The 17,325-nt window shown below is 68.3% G+C and carries 18 protein-coding genes; 8 read left to right on the plus strand and 10 right to left on the minus strand.

The annotated features are described in order from the left end of the window. The first annotated feature begins 11 nt into the window (after positions 1 to 11). Both nhaA and OG966_RS02795 read left to right on the plus strand, forming a co-directional pair. Positions 12 to 1,901 (plus strand): Na+/H+ antiporter NhaA, encoded by a 1,890-nt coding sequence (nhaA, locus tag OG966_RS02790; RefSeq protein ID WP_406733224.1) that lies wholly within the window; start codon positions 12 to 14, stop codon positions 1,899 to 1,901. Between the two features lie 189 nt (positions 1,902 to 2,090). Beyond that, on the plus strand, positions 2,091 to 3,305 hold the full coding sequence (locus OG966_RS02795) for a serine hydrolase domain-containing protein (protein WP_326647709.1): 1,215 nt from the start codon (positions 2,091 to 2,093) through the stop codon (positions 3,303 to 3,305). 225 nt (positions 3,306 to 3,530) lie between these two features. On the opposite strand, the gene OG966_RS02800 is transcribed toward OG966_RS02795, so the two are convergent. Next, positions 3,531 to 4,103: a hypothetical protein gene (locus tag OG966_RS02800; RefSeq protein ID WP_326647711.1), complete on the minus strand. Its 573-nt coding sequence runs from the start codon at positions 4,101 to 4,103 to the stop codon at positions 3,531 to 3,533. 1,281 nt (positions 4,104 to 5,384) lie between these two features. On the opposite strand from OG966_RS02800, the gene OG966_RS02805 reads away from it, so the two are divergent. Beyond that, complete coding sequence (locus OG966_RS02805; RefSeq protein ID WP_326647712.1) at positions 5,385 to 6,110, plus strand: hypothetical protein; 726 nt, start codon at positions 5,385 to 5,387, stop codon at positions 6,108 to 6,110. On the opposite strand, the gene OG966_RS02810 is transcribed toward OG966_RS02805, so the two are convergent. The 3 genes from OG966_RS02810 to OG966_RS02820 form a co-directional block, all read right to left on the minus strand. Next, a complete protein-coding gene (locus tag OG966_RS02810; RefSeq protein WP_326647713.1) occupies positions 6,071 to 6,481 on the minus strand; it encodes a VOC family protein in 411 nt (136 codons plus the stop codon). The two genes, OG966_RS02805 and OG966_RS02810, sit on opposite strands and share 40 nt — an antisense overlap. Before the next feature lie 149 nt (positions 6,482 to 6,630). Further along, entirely contained in the window at positions 6,631 to 7,731 is a 1,101-nt protein-coding gene (locus OG966_RS02815) for a sensor histidine kinase (protein ID WP_326647714.1), read from the minus strand. Further along, on the minus strand, positions 7,728 to 8,393 hold the full coding sequence (locus tag OG966_RS02820) for a response regulator transcription factor (RefSeq protein WP_326655060.1): 666 nt from the start codon (positions 8,391 to 8,393) through the stop codon (positions 7,728 to 7,730). The genes OG966_RS02815 and OG966_RS02820 overlap by 4 nt, the downstream gene beginning before the upstream one ends. Before the next feature lie 174 nt (positions 8,394 to 8,567). Between OG966_RS02820 and OG966_RS02825 the strand changes: the two genes are divergently transcribed. Both OG966_RS02825 and OG966_RS02830 read left to right on the plus strand, forming a co-directional pair. Then, positions 8,568 to 9,797, plus strand: coding sequence for a DUF418 domain-containing protein (locus OG966_RS02825; RefSeq protein WP_326647716.1), 1,230 nt, complete (start codon positions 8,568 to 8,570; stop codon positions 9,795 to 9,797). 68 nt (positions 9,798 to 9,865) lie between these two features. Continuing rightward, positions 9,866 to 10,474: a hypothetical protein gene (locus OG966_RS02830; protein ID WP_326647717.1), complete on the plus strand. Its 609-nt coding sequence runs from the start codon at positions 9,866 to 9,868 to the stop codon at positions 10,472 to 10,474. A gap of 166 nt (positions 10,475 to 10,640) precedes the next feature. On the opposite strand, the gene OG966_RS02835 is transcribed toward OG966_RS02830, so the two are convergent. After that, positions 10,641 to 11,297, minus strand: a complete 657-nt coding sequence (locus OG966_RS02835; protein ID WP_326647718.1) for a DUF305 domain-containing protein — start codon at positions 11,295 to 11,297, stop codon at positions 10,641 to 10,643. A 92-nt stretch (positions 11,298 to 11,389) separates the two neighbouring features. Continuing rightward, positions 11,390 to 11,809 carry a DUF6153 family protein gene (locus OG966_RS02840; protein ID WP_326647720.1) on the minus strand — a complete coding sequence of 140 codons (420 nt, stop codon included), beginning with the start codon at positions 11,807 to 11,809 and terminating at the stop codon, positions 11,390 to 11,392. On the opposite strand from OG966_RS02840, the gene OG966_RS02845 reads away from it, so the two are divergent. Continuing rightward, a complete protein-coding gene (locus OG966_RS02845; RefSeq protein ID WP_326647721.1) occupies positions 11,800 to 11,982 on the plus strand; it encodes a hypothetical protein in 183 nt (60 codons plus the stop codon). The genes OG966_RS02840 and OG966_RS02845 overlap by 10 nt on opposite strands. Positions 11,983 to 12,466: 484 nt before the next feature. Then, a complete protein-coding gene (locus tag OG966_RS02850; protein ID WP_326647723.1) occupies positions 12,467 to 12,973 on the plus strand; it encodes a MarR family transcriptional regulator in 507 nt (168 codons plus the stop codon). Between the two features lie 36 nt (positions 12,974 to 13,009). On the opposite strand, the gene OG966_RS02855 is transcribed toward OG966_RS02850, so the two are convergent. The 4 genes from OG966_RS02855 to OG966_RS02870 form a co-directional block, all read right to left on the minus strand. Beyond that, positions 13,010 to 14,194: a PP2C family protein-serine/threonine phosphatase gene (locus tag OG966_RS02855; protein WP_326647724.1), complete on the minus strand. Its 1,185-nt coding sequence runs from the start codon at positions 14,192 to 14,194 to the stop codon at positions 13,010 to 13,012. Between the two features lie 303 nt (positions 14,195 to 14,497). Next, on the minus strand, positions 14,498 to 14,632 hold the full coding sequence (locus tag OG966_RS02860; RefSeq protein ID WP_326647725.1) for a hypothetical protein: 135 nt from the start codon (positions 14,630 to 14,632) through the stop codon (positions 14,498 to 14,500). 91 nt (positions 14,633 to 14,723) lie between these two features. Beyond that, entirely contained in the window at positions 14,724 to 15,110 is a 387-nt protein-coding gene (locus OG966_RS02865; protein ID WP_406733219.1) for a DUF6328 family protein, read from the minus strand. A gap of 536 nt (positions 15,111 to 15,646) precedes the next feature. Then, positions 15,647 to 16,546, minus strand: a complete 900-nt coding sequence (locus tag OG966_RS02870; RefSeq protein WP_326647727.1) for a YihY/virulence factor BrkB family protein — start codon at positions 16,544 to 16,546, stop codon at positions 15,647 to 15,649. Positions 16,547 to 16,903: 357 nt separating this feature from the next. Between OG966_RS02870 and OG966_RS02875 the strand changes: the two genes are divergently transcribed. Further along, the gene (locus OG966_RS02875) at positions 16,904 to 17,317 is read left to right on the plus strand and encodes an STAS domain-containing protein (RefSeq protein WP_326647729.1); all 414 of its coding nucleotides are present in this window, start codon (positions 16,904 to 16,906) and stop codon (positions 17,315 to 17,317) included. The last annotated feature ends 8 nt before the right edge of the window (positions 17,318 to 17,325 follow it).

Genomic DNA, 17,325 nt, shown 5'->3' on the forward strand with positions numbered 1-17,325 from the left:
AGAATCACGAAGTGACCGATCCTTCAGCGGCTCCCGGCCAGTCCGGGCAGACCGTCTGCGGCAACCACCTGCGCACGCCGTGGCGCGATTTCCTGCGGACCGAGACGGGCAGTGCCACGTTCCTGCTGGCCGCGGTGGTGGCGGCGCTCGCCTGGGCAAATATCGGGCCGGCCTCCTACGCAGCCGTCTGGGGCACGCACCTGTCGCTCGAGCTGGGTTCCCACGGCGTGTCGCTCGACCTGCGCGACTGGATCAACAGCGGTCTGATGACCCTGTTCTTCTTTGTTGTCGGACTCGAAGCACGCCGAGAATTCGACATGGGGGAACTGCGCGAGCGGCGACGCGTGGCACTGCCCCTGCTCGTCGGCATCGCCGGCATGGTCATACCGGTGGCCGTCTATGTCGGCATCAACAGTGGTCACTCCTCGGTGCACGGCTGGGGCGCCGCGATGTCCACGGACACCGCCTTCGCCCTGGGCATGCTGGCTCTGCTCGGCTCGCGGCTGCCGACGGGCCTGCGCGTCTTCATCCTCACGATCACCGTCGTCGACGACTTCGTCGCGCTCGGCGTCATCGCGGTCGCCTACAGCGACCGCATCGCCGTGGCCGCCCTCCTGGTGGCACTGGGCATTTTCGGCGTCATTCTGCTGCTGCGGGCCGCCGGTGTGCGCCGAGGGCCGGTATACGCGTTGCTCGCCATCGCGATATGGACGGCACTGCTGAAGTCCGGCGTCGACCCCGTCGTCACCGGTCTGGCCATCGGACTGCTCACGAAGGCGTATCCGGCGGCCCGCAGTGACCTGGAGCGCGCGACCGGCTTGTTCCGGCTGTTCCGTGAACAGCCGACACCGGAACTCGAGCGCACGGTACGGCAGGGCCTGGCGTCGGCCATCTCGCCGAACGAACGGCTGCAGCGGATGTTCCACCCGTGGACCAGCTATGTGATCGTGCCGCTGTTCGCGCTGGCCAACATGGGCATCCCGATCGGCACCGAGCAGTTGTCCAGAGCCCTGCACTCACCGGTCAGTCTCGGCATCCTGTTCGGTCTCGTCCTGGGCAAGCCGGTTGCGGTCCTCGGTACGTCGTGGCTGGCGAGCCGGTTGACCCACGGGCGGACGCGTCCGCCGGTCGGCTGGGGCGCGACGGCGGCCGGCGGCACCATCGCGGGTGTCGGATTCACCGTATCCCTGCTGATCGCGACTCTCGCCTTCACCGGCAACCAACTGGAAGAGGCGAAGATCGGCATCCTCGGCGCCGCCGTCTGTGCCTTCGCCCTCACCTGGGCGGTCACGGCCGTGATCGGACTCCTGCCGCGCCGTACACAGATTCGTGCCCTGTTGGGCGCGACGGAGGAGATTGTCGACCTGGCCGCGCCTGTCGACGACGAACGCGACCACATCCGCGGGCCCCGGGACGCTCCGGTGACCATGGTCGAGTACGGCGACTTCGAATGCCCTTACTGCGGCAAGGCGGAGCCCGTCGTCCGCGAGCTCCTCGCGGACTTCGGGGATCTCCGCTACGTATGGCGGCATCTGCCCCTGACCGACGTCCACCCCCATGCCCAAATGGCCGCGGAAGCGTCCGAGGCCGCGGCCGCACAGGGCGCCTTCTGGCCGATGCACGACCTCCTCCTCGAACGCCAGGACGCCCTGAAGGTTTCCGACCTGGTCCGCTACGCCACGGAACTCAACCTGGACGTCCAGCGCTTCCAGCGCGACCTGCGGAATCGGGTGGGCGCCGGGCGGGTGGCCGAGGCCGTGGAATCCGCCGACCTCAGCGGCGTGTCCGGGACACCGACCTTCTTCATCAACGGTGTACGGCACCACGGCGCCTACGACATCGGCAATCTTTCCGCCGCCGTACGCACGGCCCGCCAGCGCGCAGCCGTACGGCAGTCATAGTTCCGGAGCCGACGCCCGCGGAACCGGCGAGCTGCCCCTGGCAGTCGCAGGGGCCGGTCATGACACGGCCGTTGTTGCGGACTTGCGCGGTTCCCCGAGGCGCGCGCCACAGGCCGCTCAACTCGCTGGACCTGTGACCGGGGCCTACGATTCTTTTGGAGCTTTTCCTCTCGTGACGGGAGCCGGCCCATGACGCGCTTGCACGCACGGCTGCGCAGGGGGGCGGCGGCGGCCATGGCGGCCGGGCTGCTGGTCATCTCGGTGTCCGCGGAATCCGCGTACGCCCAACCCAACCCGGCACCAGCCGTGATCTCCTCCCCCTCCCCGTCCTCCTCCGACTTCCCGCAGCTCACTCCCGCTGTGGCCAAGCAGTTGGACAAGGCAGTCACACAGGTCATGCGCGAAGCGAACGTGCCCGGCGTGACCGTTGGACTGTGGGCTCCCGGCAAGGGCAGCTACGTTCGCGCGTTCGGGGTCGCCGACAAGACGACGGGCGCGCCCATGTCCACCGGCTTGAACATGCGAATCGGGAGTGAAACCAAGACGTTTACGGTGACTGCGCTGCTCAAGCTGGTCGACCAGGGCAAAGTCGGCCTCGACGACCCGATCGGAAAGTACGTGGAGGGTGTCCCCAACGGAGACCGGATCACTCTGCGCGAGCTGGCGGGGATGCGCAGCGGACTCTTCAACTACTCGATGGACCCGGGCTTCTTCAAAGCGCTGACCACCAACCCCCGACGGCCGTTCACGCCGCAGGAGTTGCTCGCGTATTCCTTCAAGCATCCCGTGCTGTTCCAGCCCGGTGAGAAGTTCTACTACTGCAACACCAACCTGATCCTGCTCGGCCTCGTGGTGGAGAAGGTCAGCGGTCAGTCCCTCGCGGAGTACATCAGGCAAACCGTCCTCGAACCGGCGGGCCTGCACCACACGCTCTTCCCGAAGGGCGCGGAGTTCCCGACGCCGCACGCCCATGGCTACACCGACCAGACGGCGACCGGCGAGACCGAGGACTCGACGGACTGGAACCCCTCCTGGGGCTGGGCCGCCGGAGCCATGATCTCCGATCAGAACGACCTGCGTACCTGGGCCCGCGTCCTCGCCACCGGTACTCTGCTCACCCCCGCCACGCAGGCCCAGCGCCTGAAGTTCAGCCCCAGCGGCCTGCCGGAAACCGGTTACGGCCTGGGCATCTTCAGCGTCGCGGGCTGGATCGGCCACAACGGTTCGCTGCCCGGCTACGAGTCCCTGGTCGTCTACCTGCCGGAGTCGAGGGCAACCCTGGTGGTGCTCCTCAACACGGACATCAACTACAAGGGCTCTGAACCGAGCACTCTCTTCGGCCAGGCGATCACGAGCATCGTGACCCCGCAGCACATCTTCAAACTGCCCGCCCAGCCGGCCTAGGGGCGGTGAGCCGGCCCCCGGCCACACCGCCGCCGATCGAGGGCGTCATCTACCCCGGCCGGGGAGCAGGCGCCATTCTCATGGTGCTCAGCCGGAGCGCCCGCTCCCCGTAACTTCTGGCCTTCGGCATCGGCCTCGTCTCCTTGGGACACGTCGTGAAGGCAGCACAACGCCCCACACCCGCTGGGCAATCCTCAGCGTCGGAGGTTAAAGCCGAGCCAGGTCTCACCCAGCTGAAGGAGCCGGTTGTTGTTCCTCCGTGGAGGGATTGCCGGTGAGAGCGCTGTAATAGACGGATTTCTGCTGCTTGGTGCGCTCGCTCTGGTTCTTTGCGACCGATGCTTCCAGGGCATTGCGCACCAGGGTGACGTTCACCGTACGCTCCGGGTGTGCCTTCGCCAGCTCTTTGGTGACTTCGGCCGCCGACCTCGGTTCATGGTGCTCGGCGAGCAGGGCTACGACGAGTTCACGCAGCGGCGGCCCGGCAGGTTGTGCCTTCGCAGCGGCCTTCGTCTTTGGCGCATTCTTGGGGCGCTTGCCCTTGCCGACAACCGTGCTGGCACGCCGCGCGCTGGGAACGACTGAGGTCATTGCCGCTTTGGCGTCCTTGGCGGAGGCGGTCCCGAGGGCCTCCCGCATGCTCACCAGCAGTTCGTGATCCTGCTGCAGCGCCTCAAGCTTGTCCTGCAGTGCGGCAGCCTCGGACTTGAGGCGTTCCTGTTCCCTCGCGTTGGACTCGATGTCGGTAGCGACCTGCTTCGCGTATTGCGATTTCAGGGTGGGGTTCTTCTCCGGCACGACAGCTCTCTTTCCTCGTACCTATGTTGATGCCGGATGCTACCCACACTGACCGCGTTTATAGAACGACGAAGTAGGTGATGAGTCTCGCAACACCCTGTCGGGCACGAGTGAAGTGCCGTCGGCGCCGAGTCCCCTTCGTGTGTGCAGCCGCGCCGAATGGCTCGTCGTCGAGCGGCAGTTCGGGGCACCGAGCGCTGCTGTCGACGGCGGCTCCCAAGTGCCGTTCCACCTCTTAGCATCCTCCCAAGTCGCCCCGAAAGAAGGCGAGATGGAATGAAGGGTAAACCGTATCGAGGTGTCTCACCCCGCTCTCGGCCTGCCACCCGAGACAGAGCTTGCCCCCGACATGTACGCCCCGGCGGTGACGGTCACCGGGCGCCCGCGCTTCCGCTGTCTCGAATTGTTGGGGGATTCTGTCAGGTGATCGGCGACCGGAAAAACGGTGCGCTGCCGTGGGATGTGGATGGGGGGTGCGCCGCGTGGGGGCGCTACAGCCGGGATGGTGGGTGCCGGCCGGTGAAGGCAGCGATGGCATTTCCCCCACCGGCCGCGCGTGGAACCAGTCGTCGGCACCGACGTAGGCCGGTGGCACCGGGTATGTCGGCAGGCAGTGGGAGCAGCATGTATGCGGTGGACGCGGACAGCGGGCGGCAGCGGCGGGTATTCGAACACCGGCCACTATGTGACTTCGTCTCCCCCGCGGTCGTGAGCGGCCAGGTGTACGTGGGCAACTGGGACGAACACATGCGATTCCTGCCGCCACCCGTCCGAACAGCGGTGAGGCAGAGCGCTCAGCGGACGGCCCCGCACACGCTCCTCGCCACGCGCCCGAATGAGACGGCGGGCCACAAGCTCCTCCGAACGTCCGAAGCAGGCCACTGCCTCCCCGGTCCTGGCACCGGGTGCGCCGACGAATCGGCCGACTGGATCGGCAGGTCAGGCCTGGGTACCCGGGCCTGAGCACGGACGTCCCGCGCGGCGGCCAGACCCCGTTGACGCTCCGCGACGCGCCGTCGCCAACCCTGTACGAGCTCGCCGGCTCTTGAGCCGCGAGGCTGGGCAGCTGTGCGTGATCGCGCGCCGTGCCCTTGACAGCGCCTCCTGACGGCCGCAGGATCGCTCTGAAGCTGTCAGACAGCCAGACAGGTGGGTCGGGTGCCCCCGTGCGGAACACGACCAAGTCCAGGACAAGGCCTAGCGATGCACACAGCGATACACACCCAGACAACACGGCACCAGCATCCGGACCCACCGGTCCGCGCACACATGCCGCTCTTGGTGTCGGTTGACGAGACCTCGAGTTCGACGCTGGCCACCAGGTTGAACCGGGCGGGTCTCGCGCTCGGCGCCGCCGTGCGCTGGGGAAGCGAGTCGGCCTGCGCCTCAGTACTGGAACGAAGACCGGCGATGATCCTGCTCGATGTGCCCACGACGGAGGCTGACGGGCTGGCAAGGCTCGTCCGGGCCGCCTCGCTGATCGCTCCCGTCGCCGTCCTGCGACACCAAGGGCGGGATGCCGTCGCCGCATTCTCCGCCGGGGCGTTCGATGTCCTCGACCGGCAGAGACCGGCCGCCGAACTCGCCTGGCGCATCCATGCCGACCTGAGACGCCGCCCGACGGTGCCGGCGCCGCGCTGGCCGGCGGGGAGTACCACCAGCCAGCGCCTACTGTTCGACGTGATCGCCCGGGCGCAGGCTCCTGTCTGCTGCCACCATCTGAGACTCCTTCTGGGAACGCCCTGCCTTCCCATGACGCTTCGGGCACTCAAGGCACGGATCCAACGCCTGCTGCCCGTCTTCGCCGACCACGGACTGGCACTGATCGTGGATCAGCAGTGGGGACTGGCGACCTACCGGGCCCGGACCGTGGACGCTCCCGTCGCGGGCCCCTCACAGACCGCCCAGGGCACCGGTCAGCCCTCGCACGCGGCGCACCGAGACTCCCGTAGCGGAGGGGCTCACCCTCACGTGGGGAACGACTCCGATGTCACCATCCAGACGTGACCGTCAGGGTCGGCAAACACACCCGCGTATCCCCACGGCTGCTTTCCCGGTCGCGTAACGATCTCGGCACCTGCCCGGTGCGCCCGCTCGACCAGCTCCCCGACACCGGCCTCGGTGTCCACCCTCAGGGTGATGACACACTCACTCCGGCCGCGACCCGCCACCTCACGGTCCCCGATGACCCAGCCGAACCCTCCCGTAGGGACCAGCATGAGGCGCACACCATCGCTGAGAGCGAATTGCAGCGGCTCAGGCACTCCGTCGTCCGCCACCTCTCCGATGGCGTCCAGACCCAGCCCGTCACGGTAGAACTCGAATGACGTCCGGCGATCGGCGATCGGCAGACTGACGACGACACTGGAAAGCGGCATTGGCGGCCTCCTCTGGAAAGGGTTCGGATACAGGCTTCCAGGACTACTGACTTGGCCACAGCCAGGAACTCATCGGCCTGCTCGCTCACCCGCTCGGTCGTTGTGGCCGCTGGTACATGACCGCAATGCTCACCCTCGTGCTCACCCGGTCACGACGTGCCCTCGGCCGGAAGCTCCAGGCGAAGTTCATAGCCGCCGTCGGACGTCGGGCCGGACGTCACAGTGCCACCGAGGAGCGCGGCACGCTGACGCAGGCCGACGAGGCCGTAGTGCGCGCTGGGCAGCGGGACAGCAGGCCGGGTCGCCGAGGTATTGCTGACCGTGACACGGACGGCGCCGCCCTCGCGGCGGATGCGAACCCTCGCGGTGGCGCCGGGGGCGTGCTTGCGTACGTTGGTCAGCGCTTCCTGGACGGTGCGGTAGATGGCGCGCTGGACGGTCGGCGGAAGGCCGTCAGGCAGGTCCGTCTGCAGCTCGGCCTCGATGCCGCTGTTGTCGACCAGCTGCCGGAGGTCGGCCAGGGACGGCTGCGGGGTCAGCTCCGTGGGGCGGCCCCCGGAGGCGCGCAGGACGCTGACCATGTGCCGCAGTTCGTCCAGGGTCTGCACGCTCAGCCGCCGGATCGTGGCCGCTGCTTCCTTGACTTCCGCGTCCCCGGTGCCGACCTGGAGCGCTCCGGCCCGCACCGCAATCAGGCTGACCTGGTGAGAGACCACGTCGTGCATCTCCCGGGCGAGCTGCGCGCGTTCCGTGGCCAGTACGGTCTGGGCGATCAGCGACCGCTCGTGGTCACGCGCTTCGGAGATCTCGGCGAGCCGCAGGGACAGGTCACGCCGGGTCTGGACGAGCTGGCCGAGGAAGACGGCCGCGCCCGCCGTCGCCCCGGTGTAGCCCAGCGTGATCAAGGTCGAGGTGCCTGACAGGTCGATCGACAGTGACGGCCACGAGGCCAGGTCGCTGATCGTGAACACCACGGCGCAGACGGCCAGCAGGGTCCGGCGGCGGCTGAGCGAGGCGAGTGTGTACAGCGCGGCCAGCGCGGCGATGACCGCGTCGGAGAGCAGGACGGCGGGCAAGGTGAGCAGGAAGGTGAGCAGCGGCAGCCGACGGCGCAACAGCAGAGCGAAAGCAGCGGCCAGGGCGCACGTCAGGCGTAGCGGCTCGTCAGCGGCGAGATTGGCCCAGACATCGAGCAGCGCGGCCGCGACCAGGGCCGCGTCCAGTACGGGGGCGGGCAGGCGGGGGGTCATGCCCCCTCCTGGTCCCGCGGCGGCTTGAGAAGACCGGCCCGTTCGGCGAGCAGGGCGGCCTGGACACGGCCGCCCACCTCCAGTTTGGTCAGGATGGCGCTCACATGGTCCTTGACCGTGCCGGTGCTCAGGTGCATCCGCGTGGCGATGTCGGTGTTGGACAGTCCCTCGGCGATGAGGACGAGTACGTCCCGCTCGCGGTCGGTCAGCCGGTCGAGGCCGCGGGTGACAGGTTCCTGGGAGCCGGCGTTCAGGTAGCCGTCCACGACCGTCCGGGTGACCTTGGACGACAGTACGGTGCCGCCCTCGGCCAGACTCCGCACCAGGAACGGCAGCTCTTCGGGGTCGGTGTCCTTGAGCAGGAAGCCTGCGGCGCCCGAGCGCAGTGCCGTTGCCACGTACTCATCCATGTCGAACGTCGTGAGCATGGCCACCACCGGAGGGTGCCGTAGCCGACGGAGGCCGGCCAGAACGGTGAGTCCGTCCACGTCCGGCATGCGAATGTCCAGCAGTACGACGTCGGGTCGTGTCTCCTGCGCCGTCCTGACCGCCTGGCCGCCGGGAACCGTCGCCACGACCTCGATGTCGTCCGCCGTGTCGAGGATGCGCTGAAAGCCCGTACGGATCAGGGCCTCATCGTCGACCACCAGTACCCGGATCACGCGTGCTCCACTCGCCATCGGACCACTGTCCGATTCGTACCACGCCGAGGGGCGCCCTGCGGGTGCCCGACACCCAAACCGGCCAGGCGGCGGGAGTGCACCAGCCAGTCGGCGGGGACGGTTCGGACACCTGCCGGATGGTTGCAACTGGCATCTTCCCCAATCGTTGGGCGTATGACGCACGACGTATCAGCGGCCGTGCCATACGAGTCGGCAGCCGTGGCAGGCCGCTCCTCCTTCCGTACGCCGTCAACAGGACGGCTGATCGGCCTCGACCTGGCCCGCGGCCTGGCGGTCTTCGGCATGTTCGCAGCCCACGTCGGTCCCGACCCGTCGGTGGGCGGCCCGCTCGGCTGGGTGATGGAAGCGGCACGTGGCCGGTCCGCTGCCCTGTTCGCGCTGCTTGCCGGGTTCACCCTGATCCTGCTCACCGGCCGGCAGCAGCCGTGTACCGGGCGCGCGGGGCGGTATGCCGCGGGCAGGGTGCTGATCCGCTCCGCCGTCCTGATTGCCATGGGATACGCCCTGACCTCCCTGGACACCCCGGTCGACGTGATCCTTGCCTGCTACGGCGTGCTCTTCGTCCTCGCCCTTCCGCTGCACCGGCTGCGGGCCGGCACCCTGGCCCTCATCGCCGCAGCGACCGCGCTCGTCATGCCCCCCGTCCTGTACCTGCTCCGGAGTGCGGTCGAAGGCGGGAACTGGGCCGATGCCGTCATCGCCCACGATCCACTGGCCGGGCTCACCGGATCGGACGGAATCGTCGAACTGTTCATCACCGGCGAGTACCCGGTACTGACCTGGCTGCCCTTCATCATCGCCGGAATGGCGGTGGCCCGGCTCGACCTCACCCGGCCCGGCATGGCCGCCAAGCTCGCCGTGTCCGGCGGCGCGCTGGCCGTGCAAGGCTATGGAGGCTCATGGCTGGCGCTGCACCTGGTCCCGGGCGCGCAAGCCGCCGTGAGCGCGGCCACGGACGGCGGGTCGGCTGCATCGGCCTGGTGGTCCGACGCCGTCGGCGACCCCGTCGCCGGCACCCCGTACTGGCTGCTGGTGGCCGCGCCGCACAGCCAGACGACATGGTCGGTCCTGGGCAACACCGGCGTCGCCGTCATGGTCCTGGCCGCCTGCCTCATCGCCACGGACCGGTCGGCCCGCCTTCGGTGGCTGGCCGTGCCCGTCGTCGCGGTCGGCTCGATTTCCCTGACCGCGTACGTCGGCCACATCATCGCCATCAAGGCCCTGGGCACCGACAACCTGCCGAATTCCGCCGCTCTGCCAGTCCTCCTCGCCTTCGTCGCAGCCGCGATGCTGCTGGCCCTCGTCTGGACCCGGGTCTTCCGGCGCGGACCGCTGGAATACCTGCTGTACTCCGCCACCACACCCGCCCGCCTCACCCACTGACGAGCGGCAGACAACAAAACCCGTACTCCCTTTGTTTCGACGGTTCACCAGAACTTGGAGGTGTTTCCATGACTGGCTGCGACCCCTACGCCCCCAAGGAATTGCAGACCCCGCAGTCTCTCCAGACGCGGTCCCTCGAAAGGCTGACTCTGCTGGAAGCCGCAGACTTCCTCCGGGCCAAGAACCAGGACGAGACGTTCGCCATGCCGTACATGGCGGGCGAGGCGCCCTTCGCCCACGAGGGGATGACCGGAAGCGACGAGTTCATCGAAAGCCACCTGGAACTGCCCAGAGCGCTCGGCCTGCACACGCCGTTCTGGGCACGCATCACCGACTACCGCGAAGGCGCCAACGTCATCTACACGACCGAAAAGGGGGAAGGGATGCTTGGGGTCATGGGCATCGTGCTCTACCCGGACGGCGACGCCCCCGGTGAAGGCCCCAAGTACTGGCGCGCCATTCAGGCCCGGTCCGGCACCGACGCCCCCGAGCGGAACTACCTGTACTACTCCATGAGCTGGAAGCAGACCTATGACGGCCCGGAACAGGTGCCGTGCCCACACTCCCGGCACCAGCAGACACGGTGGGCCGGGACCTCCTGCAACCGCCGACCAGCAGCAAGGCGGTCACAAACGCTGATCAGCCGGTGCGCAAACCGATACGCCGGTCCCTCATAGACCTTCAACGTCCACGCTCCCCACTCACCTCACCGAACAGCCTCGCTGGCTGCGGCACGCGACCGTGATCTTGTGACCGACCTGTTTCAGGCGAGTGTTCTCGACGGTGACCGCTGTTCCGGGCCTTCGTGCGGAAGACCCGGAACAGCGTTGAGTGCGATGTGGATCAGAGCCGGCCGAGGATGCTCTGCATCTGCTTGACCTCGGTGGACTGGTTCTCGATGACGTCGTCGGCGAGCCTCTTGGCTGCCGCGTTGCGGCCGTTCCGCTCGTCCCTCGCCATGTCGATGGCCCCGTTGTGGTGGGCGATCATCAACTCGGCGAATTTGCGGTCGAATTCTGTGCCCTTGGCGGCGGTGAGGTCCGCCATGTCAGCCCCGGACATCATCCCGGGCATGGAGCCGCCCCCGTGGCCCGCGGCGCCGTGGTCCATGCCGGACGACTCCGGCTTGCCCCAGGACTTGAGCCAGGACTTCATGGTCCTGATCTCGGGGTCCTGGGCGTTCTCGATCTGTCCGGCCAGGGGCTTGATCCGCGGGTCGGACGCGCGGCCGTCGGCGAGCCGGGACATTTCCAGGGCTTGCCGGTGGTGGACGATCATCGACTGCGCGAACGTCACATCCACGTCGTTGAACGCGCCCGGGGCAGGCGACTCGGTGGACTCCTGAGGGCCGGCGGAGGTGTGGCCCCCGTACCCAGCGCCGGAGGTGTCGTCCCCGTTGCCGCCGCAGGCGGCAAGGAGCAGGGTCCCGGCGGTGACGGCTCCGGCCACCGCGACGCGGCGGGGCAGGGGCAGGCGGACGGAACGCTTGAAAGCGGTCATGTTCTGTGTACCTCGTGGTCGATTCTGCGGATGTACGCGTCGGTGTCCTGGCGGGGCAGCCCTCTCGGGCCCGCCCGCGCGGCAGAGCCGGCCTAGATCCGCAGAATCGACAGTTGTGCGAGGTCGGGCGGTCCGGGCGGAGGTTCGGGCCGTATCACCGAGAGCACGCCGGCGGCCAGCTCCGCCGGCCGTTCACGCCGCGCGGAGAACGCCGCGTACAGCAGAGAGGCCAGAACCCAGGCACCGAGCACCGCCAGGCACAGCGACGCCATGTCCATCCCCGTTCCGGGGTGATGCGGTGCCGGCACGGCGCCGGCCGACTCGGGGCCGTGGACAGAGTCGTCCGTGACGCCAAGCGTGCCCGGGAAAGCGCCGGCGGACATGGAGTCCATACCGTCCGCGTGCGTCGTGGGAGACAGACCCGAGCCGGAACCGCCACTGGGGTGACCGACAGTGTGCATGATGAGCACACCGAGTGCCAGCAAGACGACGAGCAGGAGCCGTGCTGTCACGCCGACTGCTCGTGTGTACCGGTTCCCCACGACGCCTACCTCCGCGGCAGACGATAGCCGAGGAGGACGAAGTCCCGCGGCTCGTCGGCGCCCTGGACGACGCGGGCGAGCATCCCCTCGCTGCCGCCGTCACCGCCGCCGCGCGGGACGGCTCGATACTCTGCCGCGAGTGACCGGCCCGGCCAACACGCAAGGGCGGGGCGGGACCTGGACGGTCGAGGGCCGCACCGTCCGCGCGGGGCGCGCCTCCCGGCTCGACGACCTCGTCATCGCCGGTCCGTGACGAGAACCCCGCGCAGCCCATTCGGCGAACGCCCGAGGTCAACACCGTGGCCCTACGGTGCTGCCGTACACAACCTGGTCGGCCGATGCCGTACCTGCGACAACGCGGCATCAAGAAATCCTCACGTGTCGCCTCCCGAACCGTCACAGGGAGGTCCGCTGCGACCGTGGAGCCAACGTTGGTGGAAAGATATGATTCCTGTGCGGAGAAGCGCCTGCCAGCCAGGTCGACGTCACGGTCACCGGCCCGCTGACGGCCGGAGAGCGAACCATGGGGCCGAACCCAATACCGCTTTCTGGAGACACATGGAGAAGGGGACCGCGGCACAGGGCCGACGCCACCGGCCGACGACGTCTGATGCGGAGTGTCGCTGGATGGAAGCGAACGCCGCTTCCTCTCAGCGCCAGCCGCAGCAAGCCGCTCAGGCGGCGGGCCAGCTCATCGAGCTCCTCGAGGTGCTGTGGGAGCGCGGCAAGGACATGGTGCCCTCAACCCCCGTGTCGGCGTCCCAGCTTCGCGTGCTGTACAGCCTGGACCGGGACGAGGGCATCAACCTCCGGACCCTCGGCGAGATGCTGGGCTCCGCGGCACCGTCGGTGAGCCGGCTGTGCGATCGGCTGGAAGCCCTCGGGTTCGTCCGGCGGCTGCCGAGTCCGGTCAGCCGACGGGAACTGGAACTGCACCTGACCAGTAGCGGCAAGGCATACCTGCGTGACCTGAGGACCCGGCGACAGGAGGCACTTCAGGCAGTGATCTCCGCGATGACGCCCTCGGAGCGCACAGCACTGCTGAAGGGGCTCACCGGCTTCCAGGGCGCACTGGAGAAATCAGGCACTGCCCCACTGTGGAGGCCGACGGCCAAGGACGCCCGGTCCGCCTGACCTCGCGGCGGGCGACAAGAGCCGGGGCGTTGCCGGTCAGTCGCGGGCTTCCCCGGCAGGCCGTCCGTTCCAGTCGAGGCAGACGACCAGAGCGTCGTCGTCGAGCGGAGTCTCCCCGTGGTACCCGGCGAGCTCACGCAGCACGGCACCGGGAACCTGGGCAGGCGGGAGCAGTCTCGTGCTGGTCAGCGCGTGGGCCAACGCCCGCTCGCCGTAGCGCTCTCCGACGGGGGAAGCGGCGTCGTACACCCCGTCGGTCCCGAGGAGCAGCCGGTCGCCGGGGCGCACGGTGAAGTGCTGGGGTGTGTACACGGTGTCCTCGAACATGCCCAGGGGCAACTGCTGATCGAAGGAGATCGGGTCGACGGTGCGGCCGCGCAGCCGCCACAAGCGGGGTGAGCCGGCGTCGACCGCTTCCACGTCACCGCTGTTGAGGCCGAAGCGCAGCAGCAGTGCGGAGACATGGACACGGCCCTGGTACTGGGCGTAGACCGCCTGGTCGGCGAGGGTGGCCTGGCCGGCGAGGTCGAGACCGGCGCGTCTCGCGTTGCGCATGGCGTTGACGGCGAGATTCGTCAGCAGGGAGGCCTCGATGCCCTGCCCCATGCCGTTGGCTACGGTGAGCGTCAGGTGGTCGGCGGAGGCGGACCAGTCGTAGTTGTCGCCGAAGATCGCATAGGCGGGTTCCAGTTGCGCGCCCACGGAGAACTCGGGGCGGGAGCAGGAGCGACCCGGCAGCAGTTGCCACTGCATCTCCGCGGCGAGGGTGAGCCGGGCGGCACGCCGGGCAAGGACATAGAGGTCGGTGTCGCGTTCGGCGACCAGGATCTCGTGGCCCAGGGCCTCGCAGATGTGCTGCATCTCCGGCAGGAGTGCCTGTGTGTAGCCGCTCTTCGGCAGCCGCGCCGACAGCACTCCCATCCGGTCGCCGCGGATCGTGACAGGGAGATGCACCTCCACCGACCGGTCGGTGGGATCGCTCGTGACGACCGGTTCCTGGGCCCCGAAGGCGCGGCCTTGCGGGCTGTCGTGGATGGGAATCGGTTCGGTGACGAAGGGCACGGATTCCACGGCCTGAAGGCTGCGCATGCCGTAGTCGGCGAGCCTCAGCTCCACCTTTTCCGCGCCGTAGTACTCAACGAACGCGCCCGTCACGACGCCGATCAGGGCGTCGGGCGCGGCCGTACGCAGCGCCTTCTCCACAGCAGCGAATTTGTCCACTTCATCCCGCTTCTTGTCCGGGCCGGAACGAGACCGGCGGGGCGGCGGCTGCAGGCCGCACGGCCACGCCGCCGGCGCATGGCCGCTCACCCAGGCACGAGGTTCTTGGCACCGAGTGCCGAGAACCGGCGCGCAACAACATTTACCCTGCGACAACGAACGTAACGCTTGCGGTGTGGAGGCTGTCCCGGCAACCCCCAGGCTACGCCGCGCCCCCTGGCCGCCCGGGGGCTCGGCCTTCGACGACCGACCGCCGGTCCCGGCCACTGGACAATGAGCGCTTGGCGCTGAGACAGGAGACCATCAGCTTGCCTCGTCCCAGGGCGCGGGGCCCGTGCCGTCGGTCCAGGCGACGAGCCGCTCATGGTCCACGCAGCGGATCCCGCACTGCTCGGCGTAGTCAGCGGCGGGCTGCGTGAACTCACTGGTGGTCAGCATCCGCTCGCTCGACCACGAAGAGCGTCTCCTGGGCGGAACGGCCACCCCGATCCAGCCTCTACAGGTCCCCCCCCGGTCCGGGGTGAAGGAATCAGCCCGTCCTGCGTATCCATGCCGGCAGGACGACCCAGCAGGCCACGAACCAGATCAGCACGCCGAGCACGATCCACGCCGCGAGCACGTCATTGAGGACGAACCTCAGGATCAGCAGCATGGCGCACACAATGGTGCACAGTAGGAGCAGGAGGCCCGTCACGGTAAGACGCGAACTCCATGTCACCGCCTTCGGCTTCATCCGCTGGCCGGTGACCGCCCGGTGCAGCGGCACGGGCGCTATCAGAGCCGCTGTGGCGGCAGCGCCGAGCACGATCGTCACGACGTAGATGTCGCGGTCCGCACTGCTCAACTCGATGAAACGCGGCGTGAAGGCGACACTCAGCAGAAACGCCAACAGGATCTGCACCCCGGTCTGCGCCACACGCACTTCCTGGAGAAGTTCGACCCAACGTCTGTCCGCACGTTCGGACTTGGATTCCCCGCTCGAGCTGGTTCCCTCGTCCTGAACCATCACTGCCGCCCCTTTGTGCGTCCTCCGGCCCCGTCCTGCTGAATCGCGCCTGGTGTCCCCGCTGTGTCCTGCAACATTGGCGCAGGTGGCCGCGTACGTCGGCGGCTGTGCGTGCAGGTGGCCGACAACGTCGTCACCGGTGGCTCGAGCGGAGGCGGGTGCGCAGAGAATGGACGAGCCCACGGACGACAGCCACTGTCGAGACGCTGTGCGGACCCCTCCCGATGCGGGAGGGCGGGGCCGAGCGACGTCGGCGCGCGGTCCCGTACCGCCGCAGTTCACGGACGACCGTGGTCAGTCTGGAAGACATCTTCGGCATCCCCCTTCTTCGGTGCGGCACTCGGGGCCGAGTGACCCCGCACACCGGTTGCCCCGTAAGCCCCGCGGTATGCCCCCTCGCCCCGCCGAGCGGGCCACGAGGTACACGCACGGGCGCTCCTACGCGCTCAGCCGGACATGGCCTTGGCGAGCTCCGCGTTGAACTGGGCGCCGATCAGCAGGGCGAGATTGGACACCCAGAGCCAGACCAGGAAGACGATGATCCCGGCGAGAGAACCGTAGAGGCGGTCGTACGTGCCGACGTGAGCCGTGTACAGGGCGAATCCCACGGAGGAGACGAGCCAGAGGACAACCGCGAGAGCCCCGCCGAGCGCCCGGCGCCGTACACCGCGCGTCTGGGCGGGTCCCGAGCGGAACAGCACCAGAACCATCGTCGCCACCAGGCAGAGCAGCAGAGGCCACTTCATGACATCCCAGGTGACGGTTGCCGCGCTCCCCATTCCCAGGGCCTGGCCGAGAGTTCGGGCCAGGCGGCCGCTGAGCATGAGCACGAGCGCGCTGGAGACCAGGACGCCCAGCAGTAGGCACGCGGTGAGGACAACCCGTGGCGCCGTTCGCCACGCGGAACGCTGGTCCCGTACGCCGTGCATCGCGTGCAGCGCCCGGCGGAACACGGCGAGATAGCTCGACGCGGACCACACCGCGCTGGCAGTTCCGGCAACAGCGAGAAACCATGCGGCTGAGCGACGGCCCGCCATGTCCTGCAGCGCGCTCTCCAGCACCGGGCGCGAAATGGTCGGCACGACTGCGGCCACGCGCTCGATGAGTGGCTGGGTCTGTGAGGAATCGGCGATCCCGATGAAGGACACCGTGACGAGCAGAGTCGGGAAGAGGGCCAGAACGGCGTAGTACGTCAGGGCCGCGGCCCAGTCGGTGACGTCATCGGACCATACCGATACGGGCGTGCGGCCCAGGGCGCCGAGCACATCGCGCCTGGACGGCAGCCCGTGCGAAACGGCGGCCGGGTCGCGTTGCAGACCCAAAGGTGCTGTCCGTTCACCTTGCATGCGCTCTCCTGCGGCCCAGTGAGTCATCCGAACGTGTCGGCGGTCGACAGACGACCACCGACGAGCATTCCGTACGGCAGTGGCTCACCCGTCCTGACGCGCTGTCTCCGCGCCCCACCTGCAGCTCTTTCCCCCCACGGATTCGCCGACGCAGTCAATCACTGATAATCGACCGCTTCGCGGGCGGGGCTGCCCAGGGGCTCCCTCACCGGACCCCCTCGTGTCACATGGACAGCGCAGGATACATTTGCCGCACAACAACAGTTGCGCGTCTGCGCGGCAGTAGTCGGTCACCAGCGACCGCAGCGCGGACGCGCCAGTCGATGAACCAACGGAAGAGGCCGCAGCATGTCCTCCATGGAGACCAACCTCAACATCGAGGTCGTCATCCACGATGCCGACACTGCCATCCTGACTATTGGTGGCGAACTGGACATCGATACCGCAACGTCACTTCATCACCACATGGCCAATCAGTTCCTCCATGGACGCCGCCACCTCGTTCTGGACCTTTCAGATCTGCAGTTCATGGACTCATCGGGTCTGAACGTCCTGATCAAGGCCGGTCGCGAAGCACGCGACACAGGAGGCGATGTCCACCTCGCCGCGCCCACTCCTATCGTTCTCCGGCTCTTCGAGATCACCGGCCTCAGCGTGGCCATGCCTATTCACTCCACCGTCGACGAGGCGCTGGCAACAGCTTGCTCACCATCCGTTCCGACCGCGGATCGCACGGCCCCTTCCGCGCATCAGACGGATGAGACGTCGTGACCGGCCCC

Origin of the sequence: Streptomyces sp. NBC_01750 (assembly GCF_035918095.1) — a bacterium.
Taxonomy (GTDB): domain Bacteria; phylum Actinomycetota; class Actinomycetes; order Streptomycetales; family Streptomycetaceae; genus Streptomyces.

Bases quoted from the DNA above. Each gene is read 5' to 3' on its own strand.
- OG966_RS02875 (WP_326647729.1), top strand. From the start codon at position 16,904: ATGGAGACCAACCTCAACATCGAGGTCGTCATCCACGATGCCGACACT.
- OG966_RS02850 (WP_326647723.1), top strand. From the start codon at position 12,467: ATGGAAGCGAACGCCGCTTCCTCTCAGCGCCAGCCGCAGCAAGCCGCT.
- OG966_RS02795 (WP_326647709.1), top strand. From the start codon at position 2,091: ATGACGCGCTTGCACGCACGGCTGCGCAGGGGGGCGGCGGCGGCCATG.
- OG966_RS02810 (WP_326647713.1), bottom strand. From the start codon at position 6,481: ATGCCGCTTTCCAGTGTCGTCGTCAGTCTGCCGATCGCCGATCGCCGG.
- OG966_RS02815 (WP_326647714.1), bottom strand. From the start codon at position 7,731: ATGACCCCCCGCCTGCCCGCCCCCGTACTGGACGCGGCCCTGGTCGCG.
- OG966_RS02870 (WP_326647727.1), bottom strand. From the start codon at position 16,546: ATGCAAGGTGAACGGACAGCACCTTTGGGTCTGCAACGCGACCCGGCC.
- OG966_RS02835 (WP_326647718.1), bottom strand. From the start codon at position 11,297: ATGACCGCTTTCAAGCGTTCCGTCCGCCTGCCCCTGCCCCGCCGCGTC.
- OG966_RS02860 (WP_326647725.1), bottom strand. From the start codon at position 14,632: ATGCTGACCACCAGTGAGTTCACGCAGCCCGCCGCTGACTACGCCGAG.
- OG966_RS02830 (WP_326647717.1), top strand. From the start codon at position 9,866: ATGACTGGCTGCGACCCCTACGCCCCCAAGGAATTGCAGACCCCGCAG.
- OG966_RS02825 (WP_326647716.1), top strand. From the start codon at position 8,568: ATGACGCACGACGTATCAGCGGCCGTGCCATACGAGTCGGCAGCCGTG.